This window comes from Streptomyces sp. NPDC085932 (assembly GCF_044540525.1).
Classification (GTDB): domain Bacteria; phylum Actinomycetota; class Actinomycetes; order Streptomycetales; family Streptomycetaceae; genus Streptomyces; species Streptomyces levis.
In genome coordinates this window covers 238302-261882 of record NZ_JBITSJ010000002.1, presented here as the reverse complement: position 1 = coordinate 261882, position 23581 = coordinate 238302, and the positions used below count along the sequence as shown (strand labels likewise).

General features: G+C 70.9%; 19 protein-coding genes. 14 read left to right on the top strand and 5 right to left on the bottom strand.

Going from position 1 to position 23581, the window contains the following annotated elements; all coding sequences use genetic code 11:
• Positions 1-23 precede the first annotated feature (23 nt).
• A complete protein-coding gene (locus ACIGAQ_RS10430; RefSeq protein WP_311686409.1) occupies positions 24-812 on the top strand; it encodes a phosphatase in 789 nt (262 codons plus the stop codon).
• A 144-nt stretch (positions 813-956) separates the two neighbouring features.
• Here the strand turns inward: ACIGAQ_RS10430 and ACIGAQ_RS10425 are convergent, their stop codons facing one another.
• The 3 genes from ACIGAQ_RS10425 to ACIGAQ_RS10415 form a co-directional block, all read right to left on the bottom strand.
• Positions 957-1832, bottom strand: a complete 876-nt coding sequence (locus ACIGAQ_RS10425) for an acyl-CoA thioesterase (RefSeq protein ID WP_399781163.1) — start codon at positions 1830-1832, stop codon at positions 957-959.
• Positions 1833-1840: 8 nt separating this feature from the next.
• The gene (locus ACIGAQ_RS10420; protein ID WP_311689266.1) at positions 1841-2998 is read right to left on the bottom strand and encodes an acyl-CoA dehydrogenase family protein; all 1158 of its coding nucleotides are present in this window, start codon (positions 2996-2998) and stop codon (positions 1841-1843) included.
• A gap of 292 nt (positions 2999-3290) precedes the next feature.
• Positions 3291-3884, bottom strand: coding sequence for a TetR/AcrR family transcriptional regulator (locus ACIGAQ_RS10415; protein WP_362275097.1), 594 nt, complete (start codon positions 3882-3884; stop codon positions 3291-3293).
• An 86-nt stretch (positions 3885-3970) separates the two neighbouring features.
• Between ACIGAQ_RS10415 and ACIGAQ_RS10410 the strand changes: the two genes are divergently transcribed.
• From ACIGAQ_RS10410 to ACIGAQ_RS10365, 10 genes are all read left to right on the top strand, one after another.
• Positions 3971-5587: a carboxyl transferase domain-containing protein gene (locus ACIGAQ_RS10410; protein ID WP_399781159.1), complete on the top strand. Its 1617-nt coding sequence runs from the start codon at positions 3971-3973 to the stop codon at positions 5585-5587.
• 14 nt (positions 5588-5601) lie between these two features.
• On the top strand, positions 5602-7518 hold the full coding sequence (locus ACIGAQ_RS10405; RefSeq protein WP_399781156.1) for a biotin carboxylase N-terminal domain-containing protein: 1917 nt from the start codon (positions 5602-5604) through the stop codon (positions 7516-7518).
• Complete coding sequence (locus ACIGAQ_RS10400; RefSeq protein WP_362275106.1) at positions 7515-8465, top strand: hydroxymethylglutaryl-CoA lyase; 951 nt, start codon at positions 7515-7517, stop codon at positions 8463-8465. Before ACIGAQ_RS10405 ends, ACIGAQ_RS10400 begins: the two co-directional genes overlap by 4 nt.
• A gap of 5 nt (positions 8466-8470) precedes the next feature.
• On the top strand, positions 8471-9631 hold the full coding sequence (locus tag ACIGAQ_RS10395; protein WP_399781153.1) for an acyl-CoA dehydrogenase family protein: 1161 nt from the start codon (positions 8471-8473) through the stop codon (positions 9629-9631).
• A gap of 209 nt (positions 9632-9840) precedes the next feature.
• Entirely contained in the window at positions 9841-10884 is a 1044-nt protein-coding gene (locus ACIGAQ_RS10390; RefSeq protein WP_399781150.1) for an ABC transporter substrate-binding protein, read from the top strand.
• Between the two features lie 126 nt (positions 10885-11010).
• Positions 11011-11865 (top strand): siderophore-interacting protein, encoded by an 855-nt coding sequence (locus ACIGAQ_RS10385; protein WP_399781147.1) that lies wholly within the window; start codon positions 11011-11013, stop codon positions 11863-11865.
• Between the two features lie 176 nt (positions 11866-12041).
• Positions 12042-13484 (top strand): lysine decarboxylase DesA, encoded by a 1443-nt coding sequence (desA, locus tag ACIGAQ_RS10380; RefSeq protein WP_311688139.1) that lies wholly within the window; start codon positions 12042-12044, stop codon positions 13482-13484.
• A complete protein-coding gene (locus tag ACIGAQ_RS10375; protein WP_399781144.1) occupies positions 13468-14745 on the top strand; it encodes a lysine N(6)-hydroxylase/L-ornithine N(5)-oxygenase family protein in 1278 nt (425 codons plus the stop codon). The genes desA and ACIGAQ_RS10375 overlap by 17 nt, the downstream gene beginning before the upstream one ends.
• Positions 14742-15272 (top strand): GNAT family N-acetyltransferase, encoded by a 531-nt coding sequence (locus tag ACIGAQ_RS10370; RefSeq protein WP_399781141.1) that lies wholly within the window; start codon positions 14742-14744, stop codon positions 15270-15272. Before ACIGAQ_RS10375 ends, ACIGAQ_RS10370 begins: the two co-directional genes overlap by 4 nt.
• Positions 15269-17041, top strand: a complete 1773-nt coding sequence (locus tag ACIGAQ_RS10365) for an IucA/IucC family protein (protein ID WP_399781138.1) — start codon at positions 15269-15271, stop codon at positions 17039-17041. The genes ACIGAQ_RS10370 and ACIGAQ_RS10365 overlap by 4 nt, the downstream gene beginning before the upstream one ends.
• Before the next feature lie 109 nt (positions 17042-17150).
• On the opposite strand, the gene ACIGAQ_RS10360 is transcribed toward ACIGAQ_RS10365, so the two are convergent.
• Complete coding sequence (locus ACIGAQ_RS10360) at positions 17151-18755, bottom strand: beta-N-acetylhexosaminidase (RefSeq protein ID WP_399781135.1); 1605 nt, start codon at positions 18753-18755, stop codon at positions 17151-17153.
• Positions 18756-18835: 80 nt separating this feature from the next.
• Here ACIGAQ_RS10360 and ACIGAQ_RS10355 point away from each other — a divergent pair, with 80 nt between their 5' ends.
• The gene (locus ACIGAQ_RS10355) at positions 18836-19717 is read left to right on the top strand and encodes a DUF4429 domain-containing protein (RefSeq protein ID WP_399781132.1); all 882 of its coding nucleotides are present in this window, start codon (positions 18836-18838) and stop codon (positions 19715-19717) included.
• A 22-nt stretch (positions 19718-19739) separates the two neighbouring features.
• Here ACIGAQ_RS10355 and ACIGAQ_RS10350 read toward each other — a convergent pair whose 3' ends face one another.
• A complete protein-coding gene (locus tag ACIGAQ_RS10350; protein WP_399781129.1) occupies positions 19740-21305 on the bottom strand; it encodes a fibronectin type III domain-containing protein in 1566 nt (521 codons plus the stop codon).
• A gap of 186 nt (positions 21306-21491) precedes the next feature.
• Here ACIGAQ_RS10350 and ACIGAQ_RS10345 point away from each other — a divergent pair, with 186 nt between their 5' ends.
• Together ACIGAQ_RS10345 and glmS are read left to right on the top strand one after the other, a co-directional pair.
• Positions 21492-21749 carry a hypothetical protein gene (locus tag ACIGAQ_RS10345; protein ID WP_031130491.1) on the top strand — a complete coding sequence of 86 codons (258 nt, stop codon included), beginning with the start codon at positions 21492-21494 and terminating at the stop codon, positions 21747-21749.
• A gap of 12 nt (positions 21750-21761) precedes the next feature.
• Entirely contained in the window at positions 21762-23579 is a 1818-nt protein-coding gene (glmS, locus tag ACIGAQ_RS10340) for a glutamine--fructose-6-phosphate transaminase (isomerizing) (RefSeq protein WP_311688132.1), read from the top strand.
• The last annotated feature ends 2 nt before the right edge of the window (positions 23580-23581 follow it).

Below are 23581 nucleotides of genomic sequence, written 5' to 3'. Positions count from 1 at the left end.
ACGGCTGCCTCACAATGGATGCCATGCCGATATCCGGGACACCCAGCCGCGCCGAACTCGTCGAGCACCTCGTCAGGACGCGCATCGCGGGCGACGTCGCCACCCCGCGCGAGAACAACCTCTCCCACTACCGCAAGCTGGCCAACGGCGACCGCCACTACTGGCTCGGCCTGGAACTCGGCGACCGCTGGACCGACGAGCAGGACGTCCTCGCGGTGATGGCGGAACGGGTGGGCGTGAACGACGACCCGGAGCACCGGTACGGCCAGGACACCATCGACCCGGAGCTGACCGTGGCCGGTCTGGAGCGGATGGCCGGGCGGCTGCGCAAGGCGGCGGACGGGCAGCAGCGGGTCCTCTTCGCCACCGGCCACCCCGGCGGCCTGCTCGACGTGCACCGCGCGACCGCGGCGGCCCTGCGCGCGGCCGGCTGCGAGATCGTCGTCATCCCGGACGGCCTGACGACGGAGGAGGGCTACGTCATGCAGTTCGCGGACGTGGCCGTCCTGGAGCACGGCGCCACCCTCTGGCACACCCACTCGGGCGAACCGATGAAGGCGATCCTGACGGCCCTGGAGCGCGCGGGCCGCCCCCTGCCCGACCTGGTCGTCGCCGACCACGGCTGGGCGGGCTACGCGGGACAGCACGGCGTGGACGCGGTGGGCTACGCCGACTGCAACGACCCGGCCCTGTTCCTCGCCGAGGCGGAGGGCACGGTCCAGGTCACGGTGCCCCTGGACGACCACGTGGTCAGCCCCCGCCACTACGACCCGATGACGGCATACCTGCTGGCGGAGGCGGGACTCGGCTAGGCCCGGGTCCGGTGCGTGCAAGGCCGGGGTCGCCCCCCGGGGCTGGCGAGTGCGAGGCCGGGGGCGGCGTGCCTGTCGGCGAAGGCACAGCTCGGCCAGGCCCGGCCCGGTGCGTGCGAAGGCCGGGGCGGCGGGGCCGCGCGGTCAGGCCCGGGTGCGCGGGACGCGGACCACGCCCTCCTGGATCACCGTGACGGCCAGCCGCCCGTCCTGCGTGTGGATGCGCGCCTGCCCCAGCCCCCGGCCGCCGTACGCGGACGGCGACTCCTGGTCGTACAGCAGCCACTCGTCGGCGCGGAACGGCCGGTGGAACCACATCGCGTGGTCGAGGGAGGCCCCGACGACGTCCCCGACGGCCCAGCCGCCGCGCCCGTGCGCGAGCAGCACGGAGTCGAGCAGCGTCATGTCGGAGACGTAGGTGGCGAGGACGACGTGCAGCAGCGGGTCGTCGACGAGTTTTCCGGCGGTGCGGAACCACACCTGGGAGTGCGGTTCGCGCGGCTCGCCGAACTTCCCGTACGGCGGCTCCTCCGCGTACCGCAGGTCGATCGCCTCGCGGGCTTCCAGGAACCGCTCGACGATCTCCGGGTCCAGGTGGTCGTAGCCGCTGAAGCGTTCGTGTGAGGTCGGCAGCGACTCCGGGTCGGGCGCGGGCGGCATGGCCGCCTGGTGGTCGAGGCCTTCCTCGTACGTCTGGAAGGACGCGGAGAGGGAGAAGATCGGCCGGCCGTGCTGGACCGCGACCACCCGGCGGGTGGTGAAGGAGCGGCCGTCACGGAGGCGCTCGACGTTGTAGACGATGGGCGCGCCCGGGTCGCCCATGCGCAGGAAGTACGCGTGCAGGGAATGGGCGGGCCGGTCGTCGGGGACCGTCCGCCCGGCGGCGACCAGGGCCTGGGCCGCGACCTGCCCGCCGAAGACGCGCGGGACGACCGCGGACCGGGACCGGCCGCGGAAGATGTTCTCCTCGATCTGCTCCAGGTCGAGCAGATCGAGGAGATCCTCTAGTGCCTGACTCACCCGTGTCCTTACAGGCCCATGTCCTTGGCGATGATCGTCTTCATGATCTCGCTGGTGCCGCCGTAGATGCGGTTGACGCGGTTGTCCGCGTACAGGCGGGCGATCGGGTACTCGTTCATGTAGCCGTAGCCGCCGTGCAGCTGCAGGCAGCGGTCGATGACGCGGTGGGCGACCTCGGTGCAGAACAGCTTCGCGGAGGCGGCCTCGGCGGGGGTGAGCTCGCCGGCGTCCAGGGCCTCGGTCGCGCGGTCCGCGACGGCCTCGGCGGCGTCCACCTCGGCCTGGCAGGCGGCCAGTTCGAACTTGGTGTTCTGGAAGTGCGCGACCGGCTTGCCGAAGACGGTGCGCTCCTGCACGTACTGCTTGGCGAACCGGACGGCGGCCTTGGCCTGCGCGTAGGCGCCGAAGGCGATGCCCCAGCGCTCGGAGGCGAGGTTGTGGCCGAGGTAGTAGAAGCCCTTGTTCTCCTCGCCGAGCAGGTCCTCGACGGGCACCTTGACGTCGACGAACGCGAGCTCGGCGGTGTCGGAGGTCTTCAGGCCGAGCTTGTCGAGCTTGCGGCCGACGGAGTAGCCCTCGGACTTGGTGTCGACGGCGAACAGGGAGATGCCGTGGCGGCGGTCCTCGGCCGTGGGCGCGGAGGTGCGGGCGCAGACGATCACGCGGTCGGCGTGCACGCCGCCGGTGATGAAGGTCTTGGCGCCGTTGAGGACGTAGTGGGTGCCGTCCTCGCTCAGCTTGGCGGTGGACTTCATGCCCGCGAGGTCGGAACCGGTGCCCGGCTCCGTCATCGCGATGGCCCACATCTCCTCGCCGGAGACGAACTTCGGCAGGTAGCGCTTCTTCTGCTCGTCCGTCGCCAGCATCTTGATGTAGGGCAGGGCGAGCAGCACGTGCACGCCGGAGCCGCCGAACTGGACACCGGCACGCGCGGTCTCCTCGTACAGCACGGCCTCGAACTTGTGCGTCTCCAGGCCGGCGCCGCCGAACTCCTCCGGCACGTTGATGCCGAAGATGCCCAGCTCACCGAGCTTGTAGTAGAAGTCGCGGGGCGCCTGGCCCGCCGCGAACCACTCGTCGTACACGGGTACGACCTCGGCCTCGATGAAGGCGCGGATGGTCTCCCGGAACGCCTCGTGATCCTCGTTGAACACCGTACGGCGCACGCCGCCACCTCCACGACATCATGTCTAAGCGCTTGCTCAGCCAAAGATACCGGCGAGTATCAACGACCGTCCAGGGTGGGGGTGGGGTAACGCTCGTCACGGTGCTCGCCGGGGGCGAAGCGCGCAGGCGCACGGAGAGCGAGTCCGTGGGGTGCCGGGGGCGAAGCCCCTGCGGGGACGCGCGTCCGTGGGGTACAGGGGGCGAAGCCCCTCCGGGGACCCGGGGCGGAGCCCCGAAGCGGCCGGGCCCTTTGAGCCAATCGTGTCGGGCGGGCGGGTGGGCGAAGGCCGCTCAGACCCCCGCCGCCGCAAACGCCCCCCGGGCCATCCGGTGCAGCAACTCCGCCGTCGCCGCCCGCCCGGGCAACGACCCACCCCTCCCCAGGTGCGGCGTCGAGTTCAGCAGCCCGAACACCGAGTGCACGGCGGACCGCGCCGCCGGCTCCCCCAACCCGGGGTACACCTCCCGCACGACCCCCACCCACAGCTCCACGTACTGCCGCTGCAGCTGCCGCACCATCTTCCGGTCACTGTCCCGGAGGCGATCCAGCTCCCGGTCGTGCAGGGTGATCAGAGGCCGGTCGTCCAGCGCGAAGTCGATGTGCCCCTCGATCAGCGAGTCCAGCAGCCCCTCCGCCCCGCCCCCGTCCGCCTCGGCCACCCTCCGCTTGGCCCCGGTCAGCAACTGCCCGCTGATCCCCACCAGCAGCTCCGCGAGCATCGCGTCCTTGCCCGCGAAGTGCCGGTACAACCCGGGCCCGCTGATCCCCACCGCGGCGCCTATCTCGTCGACCCCGACCCCGTGGAAGCCCCGCTCGGCGAACAGCCGCGCGGCCTCCTTGAGGATCTGCTCACGGCGGGTGGGGGCGTCGGTTCTGGTGGCCATGAAATCAATTCTAGACAGGGAGGTTAGCGCTCGTTAACCTGAAGGAAATGCGTTAACGCTCATTAACAAGTGAGGGGACCCGCAGGATGCACGAGGCACCGGAGCTCACGAGCGCGGCAGACCCCGCGTCGGAGGCCTTTCGGGCCAACGAGGAGGCGCACCGCACCCTCGTGGAGGAGCTGCGCACCAAGCTGGCCGCGGCCGCACAGGGCGGCGGCGAGAAGGCCCGCGCCCGCCACACGGCCCGCGGCAAGCTGCTCCCCCGCGACCGCGTCGACACCCTCCTCGACCCCGGCTCGCCGTTCCTGGAGCTCGCCCCGCTCGCGGCCGACGGGCTGTACGAGGGGCAGGCCCCGGCCGCGGGCGTCATCGCCGGCATCGGCCGGGTCAGCGGCCGCGAGACCGTGATCGTCGCCAACGACGCCACGGTCAAGGGCGGCACGTACTACCCGATGACGGTCAAGAAGCACCTCCGCGCCCAGGAGGTCGCCCTCGACAACCGCCTCCCCTGTGTCTACCTGGTGGACTCCGGCGGCGCGTTCCTGCCCATGCAGGACGAGGTCTTCCCCGACCGCGACCACTTCGGCCGGATCTTCTACAACCAGGCCCGCATGTCCGGCGCCGGCATCCCCCAGATCGCCGCCGTCCTCGGCTCGTGCACGGCCGGCGGGGCGTACGTCCCGGCGATGAGCGACGAGGCCGTGATCGTGCGCAACCAGGGCACGATCTTCCTCGGCGGCCCGCCCCTGGTGAAGGCGGCCACCGGCGAGGTCGTCACGGCGGAGGAGCTCGGCGGCGGCGAGGTGCACTCCCGCGTCTCGGGCGTCACGGACCACCTCGCGGAGAACGACGCGCACGCCCTGCGCATCGTCCGCACGATCGTCTCCACGCTCCCGGCCCGGGGTCCCCTCCCCTGGGAGGTCACCGAGCCCGTCGAGCCCAAGGTCGACCCGCACGGCCTGTACGGCGCGGTCCCGGTCGACTCCCGCACCCCGTACGACGTGCGCGAGATCATCGCCCGGGTGGTCGACGGCTCGCGGTTCGCCGAGTTCAAGTCCGAGTTCGGCCAGACCCTGGTCACCGGTTTCGCCCGGATCCACGGCCACCCGGTGGGCATCGTCGCCAACAACGGCATCCTGTTCGCCGAGTCGGCCCAGAAGGGCGCGCACTTCATCGAGCTGTGCGACCAGCGCGGCATCCCGCTGGTCTTCCTGCAGAACATCTCGGGCTTCATGGTCGGCAAGGACTACGAGGCGGGCGGCATCGCCAAGCACGGCGCCAAGATGGTCACGGCCGTGGCGTGCACGCGCGTACCGAAGCTCACGGTCGTGGTCGGCGGCTCCTACGGCGCGGGGAACTACTCGATGTGCGGCCGGGCGTACTCCCCCCGCTTCCTGTGGATGTGGCCGAACGCCAAGATCTCGGTCATGGGCGGCGAGCAGGCCGCCTCGGTCCTCGCCACGGTCAAGCGCGACCAGCTGGAAGCCCGCGGCGAGTCCTGGCCGGCGGAGGAGGAGGACGCCTTCAAGGCGCCGATCCGCGCCCAGTACGAGCGCCAGGGCAGCGCCTACTACGCGACGGCCCGCCTGTGGGACGACGGTGTCATCGACCCGCTGGACACCCGTCAGGTCCTGGGCCTGGCCCTGACCGCCTGCGCCAACGCGCCCCTGGGTGACCCCCAGTTCGGCGTCTTCCGGATGTGAGGGGACGGACGACGATGTTCGAGACAGTGCTGGTGGCCAACCGTGGCGAGATCGCCGTACGCGTCATCCGGACGCTGCGGTCGATGGGCGTGCGCTCGGTGGCCGTCTTCTCCGACGCGGACGCCGACGCCCGGCACGTCCGCGAGGCGGACACGGCGGTGCGGATCGGCCCGGCCCCGGCGTCCGAGAGCTACCTGTCGGTGGAGCGCCTGCTGGAGGCCGCGGCCCGCACGGGCGCGCAGGCCGTCCACCCGGGCTACGGCTTCCTCGCGGAGAACGCCGCCTTCGCGCGCGCCTGCGCCGAGGCCGGCCTGGTCTTCATCGGCCCCCCGGCGGACGCGATCGCGCTGATGGGCGACAAGATCCGCGCCAAGGAGACGGTCCGGGAGGCCGGGGTGCCGGTGGTGCCCGGCGGCCGGGACCCGGAGCTGGCCGAGGCGGCCCGCGAGCTGGGCGCTCCGGTGCTGCTCAAGCCCAGCGCGGGCGGCGGCGGCAAGGGCATGCGCCTGGTGCGGGACCTGACCCGACTGGAAGAGGAGATCGCCTCGGCCCGCCGCGAGGCCCGCGCCTCCTTCGGCGACGACACGCTCCTCGTGGAGCGCTGGATCGACCGGCCCCGCCACATCGAGATCCAGGTCCTGGCGGACGGCCACGGGAACGTGGTCCATCTGGGCGAGCGCGAGTGCTCCCTGCAGCGCCGCCACCAGAAGATCATCGAAGAGGCGCCCAGCGTGCTCCTCGACGAGGAGACGCGCGCCGCGATGGGCGAGGCGGCGGTCCAGGCGGCCCGCTCCTGCGGCTACCGGGGCGCGGGCACGGTGGAGTTCATCGTCCCGGGCACCGACCCGTCGTCGTACTACTTCATGGAGATGAACACCCGCCTCCAGGTGGAGCACCCGGTCACGGAACTGATCACGGGCCTGGACCTGGTCGAGTGGCAGCTGCGGGTCGCGGCCGGGGAGCCCCTCGGCTTCACGCAGCAGGACGTGCGGCTGACCGGCCACGCCGTGGAGGCCCGCATCTGCGCCGAGGACCCGGCCCGCGGCTTCCTCCCCTCCGGCGGCACGGTGCTCAGGCTGCGCGAGCCCCGGGGCGACGGCATCCGCACCGACTCGGGCCTCACCGAGGGCACGGAGGTCGGCAGCCTCTACGACCCGATGCTCTCCAAGGTCATCGCCTACGGTCCCGACCGCGCGACCGCCCTGCGCAAGCTGCGCGCGGCCCTGGCGGAGACGGTCACGCTCGGCGTGCAGACCAACGCCGGTTTCCTGCGCCGTCTGCTGGCCCACCCGGCGGTGGTCTCGGGCGACATGGACACCGGCCTGGTCGAGCGCGCGGTGGAGGACCTGATCCCCACGGACGTCCCCGAGGAGGTCTACGAGGCGGCGGCGGCCGTCCGTCTGGAGGCCCTGCGGCCCGAACCGGGCGGCTGGACGGACCCGTTCTCGGTGCCGAGCGGCTGGCGCCTGGGCGGCGCCCGCAAGCCACCGGCGTTCCACCTGAAGGTCCAGGAGCCACTGGAGTACACCCCGCGCGGCACGGCCACGGTCACCGGCGACCGGGTCTCCGTCACGCTGGACGGCGTCCGGCACACCTTCCACCGCGCCGCCGACTGGCTCGGCCGTGACGGCGACGCCTGGCACGTCCGCGACCACGACCCGGTCGCCGCGTCCCTCACCCGGGCGGCGCACGCGGGCGCCGACTCCCTCACCGCGCCCATGCCCGGCACGGTGACCGTCGTCAAGGTCGCCGTCGGCGACGAGGTGAGCGCCGGTCAGAGCCTGCTGGTGGTGGAGGCGATGAAGATGGAGCACGTCATCTCCGCGCCGCACGCGGGCAAGGTCACCGAGCTGGACGTGGCGCCCGGCACCACGGTCGCCATGGACCAGGTCCTGGCGGTCATCGCACCGAACGAGGAGGCGGCGGAATGACGGTCCCAGGGCTCCCGATGGCCGTCCCGGCCGGTGACCTCCCCCGCCGGGTCCGCATCCACGAGGTGGGCGCGCGCGACGGCCTGCAGAACGAGAAGGCGACGGTCCCCACGGAGGTCAAGGCGGAGTTCATCCGCCGGCTGGCCGACGCGGGCCTGACGACGATCGAGGCGACGAGCTTCGTCCATCCCAAGTGGGTCCCCCAACTGGCGGACGCGGAGCAGTTGTTCCCGCTCGTCAGCGACCTCCCGGCGGCCCTCCCGGTCCTCGTCCCGAACGAACGGGGCCTGGACCGCGCCCTGGCGCTGGGGGCCCGCCGGGTGGCGGTCTTCGCCAGCGCCACGGAGTCCTTCGCCAAGGCCAACCTCAACCGCACGGTGGACGAGGCCCTGGCGATGTTCGAGCCGGTGGTGGCCCGCGCGAAGGCGGACGGCGTCCACGTCCGCGGCTACCTCTCCATGTGCTTCGGCGACCCCTGGGAGGGCCCGGTCCCCGTCCCCCAGGTGGTGAAGGTCTGCCGGGCCCTGACGGACATGGGCTGCGACGAACTGAGCCTCGGCGACACCATCGGCGTCGCGACCCCCGGCCACGTGGTCGCGCTCCTCGCGGCCCTGGACGAGGCGGGCATCCCGCCCGCCGCCCTCGGCGTCCACTTCCACGACACCTACGGCCAGGCCCTGGCCAACACCTTGGCGGCACTCCAGCAGGGCGTCACGACGATCGACGCGTCCGCGGGCGGCCTCGGCGGCTGCCCGTACGCCAAGTCGGCGACCGGCAACCTCGCCACCGAAGACCTCGTGTGGATGCTGCGGGGCCTCGGCATCGACACCGGAATCGACCTCGGCCGCCTCGTCGCCACGAGCACGTGGATGGCCGCCCACCTGGGCCGACCCAGCCCGTCCCGCACCGTCCGAGCCCTGTCCCACGAGGACACCGAGGAGCAGTGACCACCATGGACTACCGCCTTCCCGCCGAGCTGGAGGAACTCCGCCGCACCGTCGAGGAGTTCGCACACGAGGTCGTGGCCCCCAAGATCGGCGACTTCTACGAGCGTCACGAGTTCCCGTACGAGATCGTCCGGGAGATGGGCCGCATGGGCCTGTTCGGCCTGCCGTTCCCGGAGGAGTACGGCGGCATGGGCGGCGACTACCTGGCCCTCGGCGTGGCCCTGGAGGAACTGGCCCGGGTCGACTCCTCGGTCGCCATCACCCTGGAAGCCGGCGTCTCCCTCGGCGCGATGCCGATCCATCTGTACGGCACGGAGTCCCAGAAGCGGGAGTGGCTCCCCCGCCTCTGCTCGGGCGAACTGCTGGGCGCGTTCGGCCTGACGGAACCGGACGGCGGCAGCGACGCGGGCGCGACCCGTACGACGGCCCGCCTGGACGAGTCGACGAACGAGTGGGTCATCAACGGCACGAAGTGCTTCATCACCAACTCGGGCACGGACATCACGGGCCTGGTCACGGTCACGGCGGTCACGGGCCGCAAGCCGGACGGCAAGCCGCTGATCTCCTCGATCATCGTGCCGTCGGGCACCCCCGGCTTCACGGTCGCGGCCCCCTACTCCAAGGTCGGCTGGAACGCCTCGGACACCCGCGAACTGTCCTTCTCGGACGTCCGCGTCCCGGCGGCGAACCTGCTGGGCGAGGAGGGCCGCGGCTACGCCCAGTTCCTGCGCATCCTCGACGAGGGCCGCATCGCGATCGCCGCCCTGGCGACGGGGCTGGCGCAGGGCTGCGTCGACGAGTCGGTCAAGTACGCCAAGGAACGCCACGCCTTCGGCAAGCCGATCGCCGCGAACCAGGCGATCCAGTTCAAGATCGCGGACATGGAGATGAAGGCCCACACGGCCCGCCTGGCCTGGCGCGACGCGGCGGCCCGCCTGGTCGCCGGCGACCCCTTCAAGAAGGAAGCGGCCCTCGCCAAGCTCCACTCCTCCACGGTCGCGGTGGACAACGCCCGCGAGGCGACCCAGATCCACGGCGGCTACGGCTTCATGAACGAGTACCCGGTCGCCCGCATGTGGCGCGACTCCAAGATCCTGGAAATCGGCGAGGGCACGAGCGAGGTCCAGCGCATGCTGATCGCGCGGGAGTTGGGGCTGGCGGGCTGACCTGCGGCGCCATCCGCCGGGGGCGGTCGCGCACGGGCGCGGTGATGTGGATCACTGCGCCCGTTCGCATGTCCGCCCCCGCCCTCGGGCACGGATACCAGGGCCCCCCTGGACAAGATCTGAGGTTAGGCTAACCTAAGCCTGATTCCAGCCAAGCGGCTCTCCGTCGCGCCCGCAGTGGCTCCGTACGTATGAAAGCAGACCCAGCCATGTCGAACGCCAGAACCGCCCGCTTCTCCCGCCGCGGCCTCCTCGCCGCCGGTGGTGCACTCGGACTCGGCGCCCTCGTGACCGCGTGCGGCAGCGAGGACTCCAAGGACGGCGGCTCGGAATCGACGGCCGGTGCCCAGTCCGGCCCGTGGTCCTTCAAGGACGACCGCGGCAAGACGGTCAAGCTCGACAAGGCCCCCGCGAACATCGTGGCGTTCACCGGTGTCGCCGCCGCCCTGTACGACTACGGCGTCTCGGTGAAGGGCGTCTTCGGCCCCACCAAGACCCAGGACGGCAAGGCCGACGTCCAGGCCGGCGACATGGACATCAGCAAGGTGACCATCCTCGGCAACACCTGGGACCAGTTCAACGTCGAGAAGTACGCGGCCCTCGCGCCCGACGTGCTGATCTCCACGATGTTCGACGACGCCGGCACCCTCTGGTACGTCCCCGAGGCCTCCAAGGACAAGATCGCCAAGCTCGCCCCGAGCGTCGGCATCTCCGTCTACGACCGGCAGATCACCGCCCCGCTGCAGCGCATGTGGGAGCTGGCCGAGTCCCTCGGCGGCGACATGAAGTCCGCGAAGGCCACCGACGCCAAGAAGCGCTTCGAGGAGGCCTCCGAGCGGCTGCGCAAGGCCGCCAAGGCGCACCCCGACATCAAGGTGATGGCCGGTTCCGCGAGCCAGGAGCTGTTCTACGTCTCCGGCACCAACCTCTCCATCGACCTGGAGTACTTCAAGGCCCTCGGCGTGAACTTCGTCGAGCCGCCGGAGAAGGCCAAGGCCCAGGGCGGCGGCTGGTTCGAGAGCCTGAGCTGGGAGAACGTCGACAAGTACCAGGCCGACATCATCATGATGGACGACCGCTCCTCCGCCATCCAGCCGGCGGACATCACCGAGGCGACCTGGAAGAAGCTGCCCGCGGTCAAGGCCGGTCAGGTCATCGCGCGTTCGGCCGAGCCGATCCTGTCCTACGACAAGTGCGTGCCGCTGGTGGAGAACCTCGCCAAGGCCATCGAGACCGCGAAGAAGGTCAGCTAGGCGCTCGGCGCCGGGGGGAACGCGCCGGGGCCCGCGAGGGCGGGCCCGACGTGGCTGCGCGCGCCGTTCCCCGTGCCCCGGACGGGGCGCACCCCCATCCCCTGACGACGACTCAGGAGCCCATCCATGACCACCGCCGTAGCCGCCCCGTTCCGCTTCTTCTCCCTCCAGGTCGCGCGGACGAGGCGGCTCGGGCCGTCTCTGGTCCGCGTCACCTTCACCGGGCCCGATCTGCACGCCTTCCATTCCGACGGCCGCGACCAGTCGCTGTCGCTGTTCCTGCCGCATCCGGGACAGCCCGAGCCGGTCGTGCCGCTGGAGCTCGGGGACGGCTGGTGGCAGGGCTGGCGCGAACTCCCGGACGACGTACGGGCCGTGATGCGGTCGTACACGCTGCGCGCGCTGCGCCGGGACCCGGACGAGATCGACGTCGACTTCGCCCTGCACGGCATCGAGCCGGGCGCCTCGGTCCAGGCCGGCCCCGCCTCCCGCTGGGCCGCCCGGGCCGGTACCGGGGACCGGGTGCTGCTGCTCGGCCCGGCCGTGGCCGACAACCGGGCGATCCGCTTCCGGCCGCCCGAGGACACCGACCTCGTGGTCGTCTGGGGCGACGAGACCGCCGTGCCGGCCGCCTCGGCCATCGTCGAGTCGCTGCCCGCCGGCACCCGGGCCCGAATCTGGCTGGAGGTCCCGCACGCCGGGGACATCCAGGACCTGGTGACCGAGGCCGACGCCGAGATCACCTGGCTCGTCCGGGAGCGGGAGGGCGCCGAGGGGTCCCCCATGGCCCTCGACGCCCTGCGCGCGGCCCGGCTCCCGCACGCGGAGCACCCCTACGTCTGGATCGCCGGCGAGTCCGGCTGCGTGAAGGAGCTGCGCCGCCACTTCGTGCGCGAGCGCGGGATCGACCGGCGGCGGATCACGTTCGTCGGCTACTGGCGGCGTGGCGTGACCGAGGAGCAGTTGCGCGCCGAGGGCTAGGCCGCGTCCGCGGCCGTCGCGCCCTGCCGGCCGGAGCGTCCCGAGTGACGTGAGTGACCACGGTCACGGCAGGGCCCGGTTTCGCGTGATCGAAGTTAGGTTAGGCTTACCTAAGTTGAATGCGGAGCAGCCCGCCCCTGTCCCGCACCGGACTGTCCCCACCGGAGGACCCCCACATGCGCTCGCACCTGCTCAACGACACCACCGCGGAGCAGTACCGCCGCTCCGTGACCGAAGGAGTCGAGCGGGTGGCCGCCAAACTCGCCGCCACCGACCGGCCGTTCACCGGCGTCACCGTCGACGCCCTCGCTCCCCGCATCGACGGGATCGACCTCGACCAGCCGCTGCACGACACCACCGCGGTGCTCGACGAACTGGAGGAGGTCTACCTCCGGGACGCGATCTACTTCCACCACCCGCGCTACCTGGCCCACCTCAACTGCCCGGTCGTCATCCCGGCCGTGCTGGGCGAGGCGGTCCTGTCCGCCGTGAACTCCTCACTGGACACCTGGGACCAGTCGGCCGGCGGCACGCTCATCGAGCGGAAACTGATCGACTGGACGACGGCCCGCATCGGCCTCGGCGAGAACGCCGACGGCGTGTTCACCTCCGGCGGCACCCAGTCCAACCTCCAGGCGCTGCTGCTCGCCCGCGAGGAGGCCAAGACCCAGGACCTGGCGAAGCTGCGCATCTTCGCCTCCGAGGTCAGCCACTTCAGCGTGAAGAAGTCCGCGAAACTGCTCGGCCTCGGCCAGGACGCCGTGGTGTCGATCCCCGTCGACCACGACAAGCGCATGCAGACCGTCGCCCTCGCCCGGGAGCTGGAGCGCTGCGCGCGGGACGGCCTCGTCCCCATGGCCGTCGTCGCCACCGCCGGCACCACCGACTTCGGCTCCATCGACCCGCTGCCCGAGATCGCCGAACTCGTCGCCCAGTACGGCACCTGGATGCACGTCGACGCCGCCTACGGCTGCGGTCTGCTCGCCTCGCTCAAGCACCGCGACCGCATCGCCGGCATCGAGCGCGCCGACTCGGTGACGGTCGACTACCACAAGTCCTTCTTCCAGCCGGTGAGTTCCTCGGCCGTGCTGGTCCGCGACGCCGCGACGCTGCGCCACGCCACCTACCACGCGGAGTACCTGAACCCGCGCCGCATGGTGCAGGAACGTATCCCCAACCAGGTGGACAAGTCCCTGCAGACCACCCGCCGCTTCGACGCGCTCAAGCTGTGGATGACGCTGCGCACCATGGGCGCCGACGGCATCGGGCAGCTCTTCGACGAGGTGTGCGCGCTGGCCCGGGAGGGCTGGAAGCTGCTCGCCGCCGACCCGCGCTTCGACGTGGTGGTCGAGCCGAGCCTGTCCACCCTGGTCTTCCGCTACATCCCGGCGAACGTCACCGACCCCGCCGAGATCGACCGCGCCAACCTCTACGCCCGCAAGGCCCTGTTCGCCTCCGGTGACGCCATCGTCGCGGGCACCAAGGTGGGCGGCCGCCACTACCTGAAGTTCACCCTGCTCAACCCCGAGACGCAGGCGTCCGACATCGCCGCCGTCCTCGACCTGATCGCCGGCCACGCCGAGCAGTACCTGGGAGAATCCCTTGACCGCGCGTCCTGACAACCCGACCGCCGTCCACGACTTCGTGGGCATCGGGCTCGGCCCGTTCAACCTCGGCCTGGCCTGCCTGACCGAGCCCATCGCCGAACTCGACGGCGTCTTCCTGGAGTCGAAGCCCGACTTCGAGTGGCACGCGGGGATGTTCCTCGACGGCGCCCACCTGCAGACGCCGTTCATGTCGGACCTGGTCACCCTCGCCGACCCGACGTCGCCGTACTCCTTCCTGAACTACCTGAAGGAGAAGGGCCGGCTGTACTCGTTCTACATCCGGGAGAACTTCTACCCCCTGCGCGTCGAGTACGACGACTACTGCCGCTGGGCCGCGAACAAGCTGAGCAGCATCCGCTTCAGCACGACGGTGGCGGAGGTGACCTTCGAGGACGACGTCTACGTCGTGAAGACCACGGCCGGCGACATCCACCGCGCCCGCCACCTGGTCCTCGGCACCGGCACCCCGCCGCACATCCCCGAGGCCTGCCGGGGCCTGGGCGGCGACTTCATCCACAACTCCCGCTACCTCCAGCACAAGGCGGAGCTGCAGAAGAAGGACTCCATCACGCTGGTCGGCTCCGGCCAGTCGGCCGCCGAGATCTACTACGACCTGCTCGGCGAGATCGACGTCCACGGCTATCGGCTGAACTGGGTGACCCGCTCCCCGCGCTTCTTCCCGCTGGAGTACACCAAGCTCACGCTGGAGATGACGTCCCCCGAGTACGTCGACTACTTCCGCGAGCTGCCCGAGGCGACCCGCTACCGCCTCACGGCCGAGCAGAAGGGCCTGTTCAAGGGCATCGACGGCGACCTCATCAACGAGATCTTCGACCTGCTCTACCAGAAGAACCTCGGCGGCCCGGTCCCGACGCGGCTGCTCACCAACTCCTCGCTGAACGCGGCGCGCTACGACAACGGCACGTACACGCTGTCCTTCCGCCAGGAGGAGCAGCAGAAGGACTTCGAGCTGACCTCCGAGGGCCTGATCCTGGCCACGGGCTACCGCTATGCCGAGCCGGAGTTCCTCAAGCCGGTCCGCGACCGCCTGCGCTACGACTCCCACGGCAACTTCGACGTGGCGCGCAACTACGCCATCGACGTCACCGGCCGGGGGATCTTCCTGCAGAACGCCGGTGTCCACACGCACAGCATCACCAGCCCCGACCTGGGCATGGGCCCCTACCGGAACGCGTACATCATCCGCGAGCTGCTCGGCACCGAGTACTACCCGGTGGAGAAGACGATCGCGTTCCAGGAGTTCTCGGTATGACCTTCACGTTCCGCCCCCTCGACCCGCTGCACGACGCCGAGCTCCTGCACGCCTGGGTCACCCACCCCAAGGCCGCGTTCTGGATGATGCAGGACGCACGACTGGAGGACGTCGAGCGCGCCTACATGGAGATCGCGGCCGACGAGCACCACCACGCCGAACTCGGCCTCCAGGACGGTGTCCCCGCCTTCCTGATGGAGAAGTACGACCCGGCCCACCGCGAGCTGGTGGGCCTGTACGAGCCGCTGCCGGGCGACATCGGCATGCACTTCCTCACCCCGCCGACCGACACGCCCGTGCGCGGCTTCACCCGGTCCGTCATCACCGCCGTGATGGAGCACCTCTTCGAGGACCCGGCGGTGGAGCGTGTCGTCGTGGAGCCCGACGTGGACAACAAGGCCGTCCACGCGCTGAACGAGGCCGTCGGGTTCGTACCCGAGCGTGAGATCCAGAAGCCGGAGAAGCGCGCGCTGCTGAGCTTCTGCACCCGCGCACAGTTCCTGGCCGCCCGAGGAGTAGCCGTATGACCCTGTCCGACGCCGTGGCGCATCTGTCCCCCCACCGCTGGGCGCGGGCCAACCGCCTCCTGATCCGCAAGGCGCTCGCCGAGTTCGCGCACGAGCGCCTGATCACGCCGGAGGCCACCGCCGACGGCACCTACGTCGTCCGCAGCGACGACGGCCTGACCCGGTACACCTTCGCCGCGACGGTCCGTGCCCTGGACCACTGGCAGGTCGACGCCGAGTCGATCACCCGCCACCGGGACGGCGCCGAACTCCCCCTCGCCGCGCTGGACTTCTTCATCGAGCTGCGGAAGTCCCTGGGCCTGAGCGACAGCATCCTGCCGGTGTACCTGGAGGAGATCTCCTCCACCCTGTCCGGCACCTGCTACAAGCTCACCAAGCCGCAGACCACGGCGGCCGAGCTGGCCCGCGCCGACTTCCAGACCGTCGAGACCTCGATGACCGAGGGCCACCCCTGCTTCGTGGCCAACAACGGGCGGCTCGGCTTCGGCATCCACGAGTACCTCGCGTACGCCCCCGAGACGGCGAGCCCGGTCCGGCTCGTCTGGCTGGCGGCCCACCGCTCCCGTGCCGCGTTCACGGCCGGCGTCGGCATCGAGTACGAGTCGTTCCTGCGCGAGGAGCTCGGCGCGGAGACCGTCGAGCGCTTCCACGCCGTCCTGCGCGAGCAGGACCTCGACCCGGCCGACTACCTGCTCATCCCGGTCCACCCCTGGCAGTGGTGGAACAAGCTCTCCGTCACCTTCGCCGCCGAGGTCGCCCGCCGGCACCTGGTGTGCCTGGGGGAGGGCGACGACGAGTACCTGGCCCAGCAGTCCATCCGGACGTTCTTCAACCGGACGAGCCCGGAGAAGCACTACGTGAAGACGGCCCTGTCCGTCATCAACATGGGCTTCATGCGCGGTCTCTCGGCCGCCTACATGGAGGCCACCCCGGCGATCAACGACTGGCTGGCCCAGCTCATCGAGGGCGACCCGGTGCTGAAGGCCACGGGCCTGTCGATCATCCGCGAGCGCGCGGCCGTCGGCTACCGGCACCTGGAGTACGAGCAGGCGACCGACCGGTACTCGCCGTACCGCAAGATGCTGGCCGCGCTGTGGCGGGAGAGCCCGGTGCCGTCCCTCCAGGAGGGCGAGCAGCTGGCCACCATGGCCTCGCTGGTCCACGTCGACCACGAGGGAGCCTCGGTCGCGGGCGCCCTGATTCAGCGGTCGGGCCTCGCCCCCACCGAGTGGCTGCGCCGCTACCTCCAGGCGTACTTCACCCCGCTGCTGCACAGCTTCTACGCCTACGACCTGGTCTTCATGCCGCACGGCGAGAACGTCATCCTCGTGCTGAAGGACGGGGTCGTGCAGCGGGCGATCTACAAGGACATCGCCGAGGAGATCGCGGTCATGGACCCGGACGCGGTGCTGCCGCCGACGGTGGAGCGGCTGCGGGTGGAGGTCCCGGAGGACAAGAAACTCCTGTCGATCTTCACGGACGTCTTCGACTGCTTCTTCCGCTTCCTCGCGGCGAACCTCGCCACCGAGGGGATCCTCCAGGAGGACGACTTCTGGCGCACGGTCGCGGAGGTCACCCGCGCCTACCAGGAGTCGACGCCCGAACTGGCCGACAGGTTCAAGCAGTACGACATGTTCGCCCCCGAGTTCGCCCTGTCCTGCCTGAACCGCCTGCAACTGCGCAACAACCAGCAGATGGTCGACCTGTCGGACCCGTCCGGCGCCCTCCAGCTGGTGGGCAGCCTGAAGAACCCGATCGCGGAGTTCTGACCCGGACGGACAGGCACCCCGGAGTACGGTCCTCCGGGGTGCCTGTCATCGCCCTTCTTTCAGGGGCGCGGGGAACTGCGCGACAAGCCCCCATTCACCCGCACCCGCATCACTGCCCGGCGGCCCCCCAGGGCACCTGCGGCGACCGATACCACTGAATCCCCAGGGCATCCCACCGCTCGGCCTGCGCAGCCAACCGCACCTTGTACCGCTCCCAGTCGTGCGTGGCGGCCGGCGACCACCCCAGCTCGGCCACCCCCGGCAGCCGCGGGAACGCCATGAACTCGATCTGCCCGGAGTTCTCCAGGGTCTCCGACCACATCGGCGCCTCCACGCCCCGCACGGCACCGGCCGGCACCCCGGGCAGATACGCCCCCGGGTCCCAGTCGTAGGACCGCTGCACCTCGACGTATCCCGCCCAGGACAGCCCGAGGGGTGTGTCCTTGGTGTACTTCATGTCGAGGTACACCCGGTCCGCCGGGGACAGGATCAGCCCGGTCCCGCTCTGCGCGGCCTTCACGACCTGCGCCTTCTCCTCGGGGCTCGTCCGGTCGAGGCCCCAGTACTGCGCGAGCGCCCCCTTCGCCGGAGTGGCCCCGGTGAGCTGATGCCAGCCGACGACCGTCTTGCCGTACTTGGCGACGACCGGCTGCACCCGGTCCATGAACTTCACGTAGTCCTCGTGACTGGTGGAGTGCGCCTCGTCGCCGCCGATGTGCAGGTACCGGCCCGGGGTGAGCGCGGCCAGCTCCCGGATCACGTCGTCGACGAAGTCGTACGTGATCTCCTTGCCGACGCACAGCGAGCTGAAGCCGACCTCGGTGCCGGTGTACAGGGGAGGCGCCACGCCGTCGCAGTTCAGCTCGGCGTAGGAGGCGAGGGCGGCGTTGGTGTGGCCGGGCATGTCGATCTCGGGGACGACCTCCAGGTGGCGGGTGGCGGCGTACCGCACGATCTCCTTGTACTGGGCCTTGGTGTAGTAGCCGCCGGGTCCGCCGCCGACCTCGGTGGAGCCGCCGTGGGTGGCCAGGCGCGGCCAGGAGTCGACGGCGATGCGCCAGCCCTGGTCGTCGCTGAGGTGCAGATGCAGTTTGTTGAACTTGTACAGGGCGAGCTGGTCGACGTAGCGCTTGACCTCGTCGACGGTGAAGAAGTGCCGGGAGACGTCGAGCATCGCACCGCGCCAGCCGTAGCGGGGGGTGTCCTCGATCGTGCCGCCGGCGACCAGCCAGGGCCCGGGCTGCACGGTGTCCTTCTCGACGGCCGCGGGCAGCAGCTGGCGCAGGGTCTGCACGCCGTGGAAGAGGCCCGCGGAGGTCTTCGCACTGATCGTGAGGGAGCGGGCGTCGCTGTTCAGGCGGTAGCCCTCGGGGCCGAAGTCGCCGTGCGCGAGCCGGAGCTGGATGCCGCCGCGCCCGTGCGTGGTGACCGGCAGGCGGTAGCCGGTCGAGGGCCGCAGGAGGTCCGCGAGGTACTCGGCGACGCCCCGCGCCTCCCGCGAGCCGTCGACGCGGATGTGCGTCCCGCGGGTGATCCGGTACGGGGCGCCGCCGGGCTCGGCCGAGGCCGGTGCGGGCACCACCCGGTCGAGCGGGGTGGGGTCCGCCGCCCGGGCCGGGGCGGCCTGGGTGACGCCGACGCCCACCGCGACGAGCAGCAGCGAGCCGAGAAGGCGAAGTGTTCTGTGGCGCTGTCTGACAAGACCGTCTCTCACAAAACCGTCCCTTCCGTGAGCCGTTGAGCTCCAAGAGGTCTGGACCACTATCCCGGGACTTGGGTGAAACAATCCACCCCATGGCGGAAATCATCCAGAAGGACGGCTCGTGGATCTTCGACGGCGACGCCCTGCGGCTGACCCCGGGGCGCGACAAGAACGTCAGTCTGCTGCGCAGGGAACTGGGTGAACTCATCGTCCCGCTGGGGGCGTTGGCGGGTATCTCGCTGGAGCAGGGCAAGAAGAGCGGCCGGCTGCGGCTGCGCCTGCGCGACGGCGCCGACCCGCTGCTGCACGCGACCGGCGGGCGGCTCACCGAGCCCCACGACCCGTACCAGCTGATCGTCGAGTCCGACCGCTACGGGGTCGCCGAGTACTTCACGGACGAGGTCCGCAACGCGCTGCTGCTGGACCAGGTGCCGTCCGGCCCGGTCACCGAGTACCTGCTGCCGGGCCCGGCCGTGCCGCTGTCGGTCTCCGCCGGGGACGGCACCGCGAGCTTCGACGGCGAGCGCATACGCCTGGAGTGGAACTGGAAGACGGAGGACGCCAAGGCCGCCGCCGGCGCCCGCACGCTCGCCCTCACCGACGTCACGGGCGTGGAGTGGCATCCGGCGGTCGGCCTGGAGAACGGCTACCTCCGCTTCGCCGTGCGGAACGCGCCGACCAGCACACCACCCAAGTACGACCCCAACGCCGTGGAGCTGTGGGGCTTCAAGAAGGACCCGCTGATGGCACTGGTCGCGGCGGCGGTCCAGGCCAGGCTTGTGCACCCGGCCCGGACCGCCGACGGCGTGGCGGACGCGCGACCGGAGCTGCCCTCTCCCCCGGTCGTCTCCGCCGAGGACGACCACGACGCCCTGCTGCGCCGGCTGCGCGAGCTCGGTGAGCTGCACCGCACGGGCGTGCTCACGGACGACGAGTTCGCGCTGGCCAAGCAGGCGGTCCTCAAGCGGATGTGACTCCCGCCGCGGCGCTACGACGTCACTTCGCCCGGCGGGCCACGGTGAAGTGGTCCACCCGCTCCCCGGTCTCGGCGATGCCGCGCACCGTCAGGGTGGCGAGGCGTCCCTGCGGCGCGGGGGTGACGTCCACGCGCAGGAAGGAGTAGTCGAGGTAGCGCACCCGGGACCAGGCGACGGTCTCGTCGCGCTTGCCGCCCTCGACGTTGACGAACGAGGCCACGGAGTCCACCTCGTGCTCGTTGCCCTCGTAGGACTGCGGGGCGCTGAACGCGTAGAGGCTGCGGCCGGCCGCACCGGCCGTCACGTAGACCACGCCGTCGGTCTCCGGATAGGCGGTGCCGCCGATCGGGAGCTTCCTGACGACCTTGCCGCCCTTGATCACGTCGGTGCGCTCGTACTGGTGGTTGTGGCCGTTGATGACCAGGTCGACCGTGTACTTCTCGAACAGCGGCACCCACTCCTCGCGCACCCCGCCCTCGGAGGCGTGTGCGGTGGAGGTGCAGTAGGCGCAGTGGTGGAAGAACACCACGACGAAGTCGATGTCGTGCGCGGCCCGGTACTTCCTGAGCTGCGCCTCCAGCCACCTGGTCTGGGTGCCGCCCGACAGGCCCAGGTTGGCCGGGATCTCGAAGGAGACGTCGTTGGCGTCGAGCGCGATGACCGCCGTGTTGCCGTAGGTGAAGGAGTAGACGCCCGGGAGGTTCTTCCGGTCGGGTCCGTTGTCCGGGAGGGTCCAGCGGGCCTGTTCGCCGCCGTAGCCGTGGGGCGCGTACCAGGCCTCCATGTCGTGGTTGCCGTAGGCGGGCATCCACGGCACGGACTTGGCGACGGACTCGGTCTGGGCGAGGAACTGGTCCCACACGCGCGCGTCGAAGCCGGTGTCGTCGGCCCGGCCCTGCCCGGCCGGGTCGCCGTAGGCGATGTCGCCGGCGTGCAGGTGGAAGGCCGGGTTCTGGCCGAGCAGCAGGCTGTTGTTGGCGAGGGCGTGGTAGCTGACGCCCTCGTCGCCGAAGGCCGTGAAGGTGAACGGCTTCTTGTGGGCGGGGGCCGTGGTGAAGGTGCCGAGGGTGCCCAGCAGGTGCGGCTCGGCCGGGTCGAAGCCCTGGTGGCCGACGCCGTAGTAGTACGTCCGGCCCGGGCGCAGGTGGGTGAGCCGGGCGTGGACGTAGTACTGGGTGTGGTTCCCGCTCGCGCCGACACCGGCGGGGGTGAAGAGGGTGCGGACCTCCGCGTCGATTCTGCGGGAGAGGTCCGTGGGGTGGGCGCCGATGCGGATGAAGGGCTTCCGGACGGCGACCGGGACCTGCCAGGAGACGGTCATCTCCGTGCGCGGGTCGGCGCCGTAGGCGAGGTGGCGGCCGAAGGGGGCGACGAGCGCGCCGTCGACGGCCTCGGTGGCGGGTGCGGTGCGGGCGGTGGGCACGGCGGCCCGGGCGGTGGCGCCGGGCACGAACGCGCCACCCGTGACGGCGCCGAGCGTCACGGCGCCGCCTCTGATCATCGTGCGCCGGGAGAACCGGGCGCGCAGGTACTCGTGCTGCTCGGCCATGCTCATGCGCTCGGCGAGCCGCTCGGGTACGCCCATACGAGGAGTGTCCATGGCGACCAAAAATCGACGCCTCGGGCAACGGGATGCGGGCTGCCCGATGGACGCCTCACGAACAAGCCCTCATGAGCCGTTCAACGTTCCCCCAAGGAATCCCTGCAGGGGCTTGCCCGAAAGCGGGCAGAATTCTTGCGAAAGAGCCGCCGGTGCCTCAGGATCTAGCGAGTGCACGACGAACTCGTTGATCATCTGACGCGGTCCACCGCCCTCAGCCGGGGCGAGGCGCTGCGTGTGATCCAGGACGTGCTCGCCTACTTCGACGAGACGACCGAGGAGTACGTCCGTCGCCGCCACCGCGAGCTCCAGGCCCAGGGCCTGGTGAACGCGGCGATCTTCGAGCGGATCGAGGCGGACCTCAAATACCGCGCGGTGGCCCCGCCGGAGCTCTCGCTCCGGCAGCTGCGGCGCATCGTCTACGGCTAGGAATACGTATACATGTGCGGAATCGTCGGTTACATCGGGAAGCGTGACGTCGCGCCCCTGCTCCTGGAGGGCCTGCAGCGCCTGGAGTACCGCGGCTACGACTCCGCGGGCATCGTCGTCACGTCCCCGAAGACCTCCGGCCTGAAGATGGTCAAGGCCAAGGGCCGCGTGCGCGACCTGGAGGCCAAGGTCCCGGCCCGCTTCAAGGGCACGACCGGCATCGCCCACACCCGCTGGGCCACCCACGGCGCCCCCTCCGACGTGAACGCCCACCCGCACCTGGACGCCGAGGGCAAGGTCGCCGTCGTCCACAACGGCATCATCGACAACGCCTCCGACCTGCGCCGCAAGCTGGAGGCCGACGGCGTCGAGTTCCTCTCCGAGACCGACACCGAGGTCCTGGTCCACCTCATCGCCCGCTCGCAGGCGACCAAGCTGGAGGACAAGGTCCGCGAGACCCTCCGGCTGATCGAGGGCACCTACGGCATCGCCGTGATGCACGCCGACTTCCCCGACCGCATCGTCGTCGCCCGCAACGGCTCCCCGGTCGTCCTCGGCATCGGCGAGAAGGAGATGTTCGTCGCCTCGGACATCGCCGCCCTGGTCGCCCACACCCGCCAGATCGTCACCCTCGACGACGGCGAGATGGCCACCCTCAAGGCCGACGACTTCCGCACGTACACCACCGAGGGCACCCGCACCACCGCCGAGCCCACCACCGTCGAGTGGGAGGCCGCCTCCTACGACATGGGCGGCCACGACACCTACATGCACAAGGAGATCCACGAGCAGGCCGACGCCGTGGACCGCGTGCTGCGCGGCCGCATCGACGACCGCTTCTCCACCGTGCACCTCGGCGGTCTGAACCTGGACGCCCGCGAGGCCCGGCGGATCCGCCGCGTGAAGATCCTCGGCTGCGGCACCTCGTACCACGCGGGCATGATCGGCGCCCAGATGATCGAGGAGCTGGCCCGCATCCCCGCCGACGCGGAGCCCGCCTCGGAGTTCCGCTACCGCAACGCGGTCGTCGACCCCGACACCCTCTACGTCGCCGTCTCCCAGTCCGGCGAGACCTACGACGTCCTGGCCGCCGTGCAGGAGCTGAAGCGCAAGGGCGCCCGCGTCCTGGGCGTGGTGAACGTGGTCGGCTCGGCGATCGCCCGCGAGGCCGACGGCGGCATCTACGTGCACGCCGGCCCCGAGGTCTGCGTCGTCTCCACCAAGTGCTTCACCAACACCACGGTCGCCTTCGCCCTGCTCGCCCTGCACCTCGGCCGCACCCGTGACCTGTCGGTCCGCGACGGCAAGCGCATCATCGAGGGCCTGCGCAAGCTGCCCGCGCAGATCGCCGAGATCATGGAGCAGGAGGAGGACGTCAAGAAGCTGGCCCAGCAGTTCGCCGAGGCCCGCTCGATGCTCTTCATCGGCCGTGTCCGGGGCTACCCGGTGGCCCGCGAGGCCTCCCTGAAGCTCAAGGAGGTCTCCTACATCCACGCCGAGGCCTACCCCGCCTCCGAGCTCAAGCACGGCCCGCTCGCCCTGATCGAGCCGGCCCTCCCCACGGTCGCGATCGTCCCCGACGACGACCTGCTGGAGAAGAACCGCGCCGCCATGGAGGAGATCAAGGCCCGCAGCGGCAGGATCCTCGCGGTGGCCCACCAGCACCAGGAGAAGGCCGACGAGACGATCGTCGTCCCGAAGAACGAGGACGAGCTCGACCCCATCCTGATGGGCATCCCGCTCCAGCTCCTCGCCTACCACACCGCGCTGGCCCTCGGCCGCGACATCGACAAGCCCCGCAACCTGGCCAAGTCCGTGACGGTGGAGTAGAG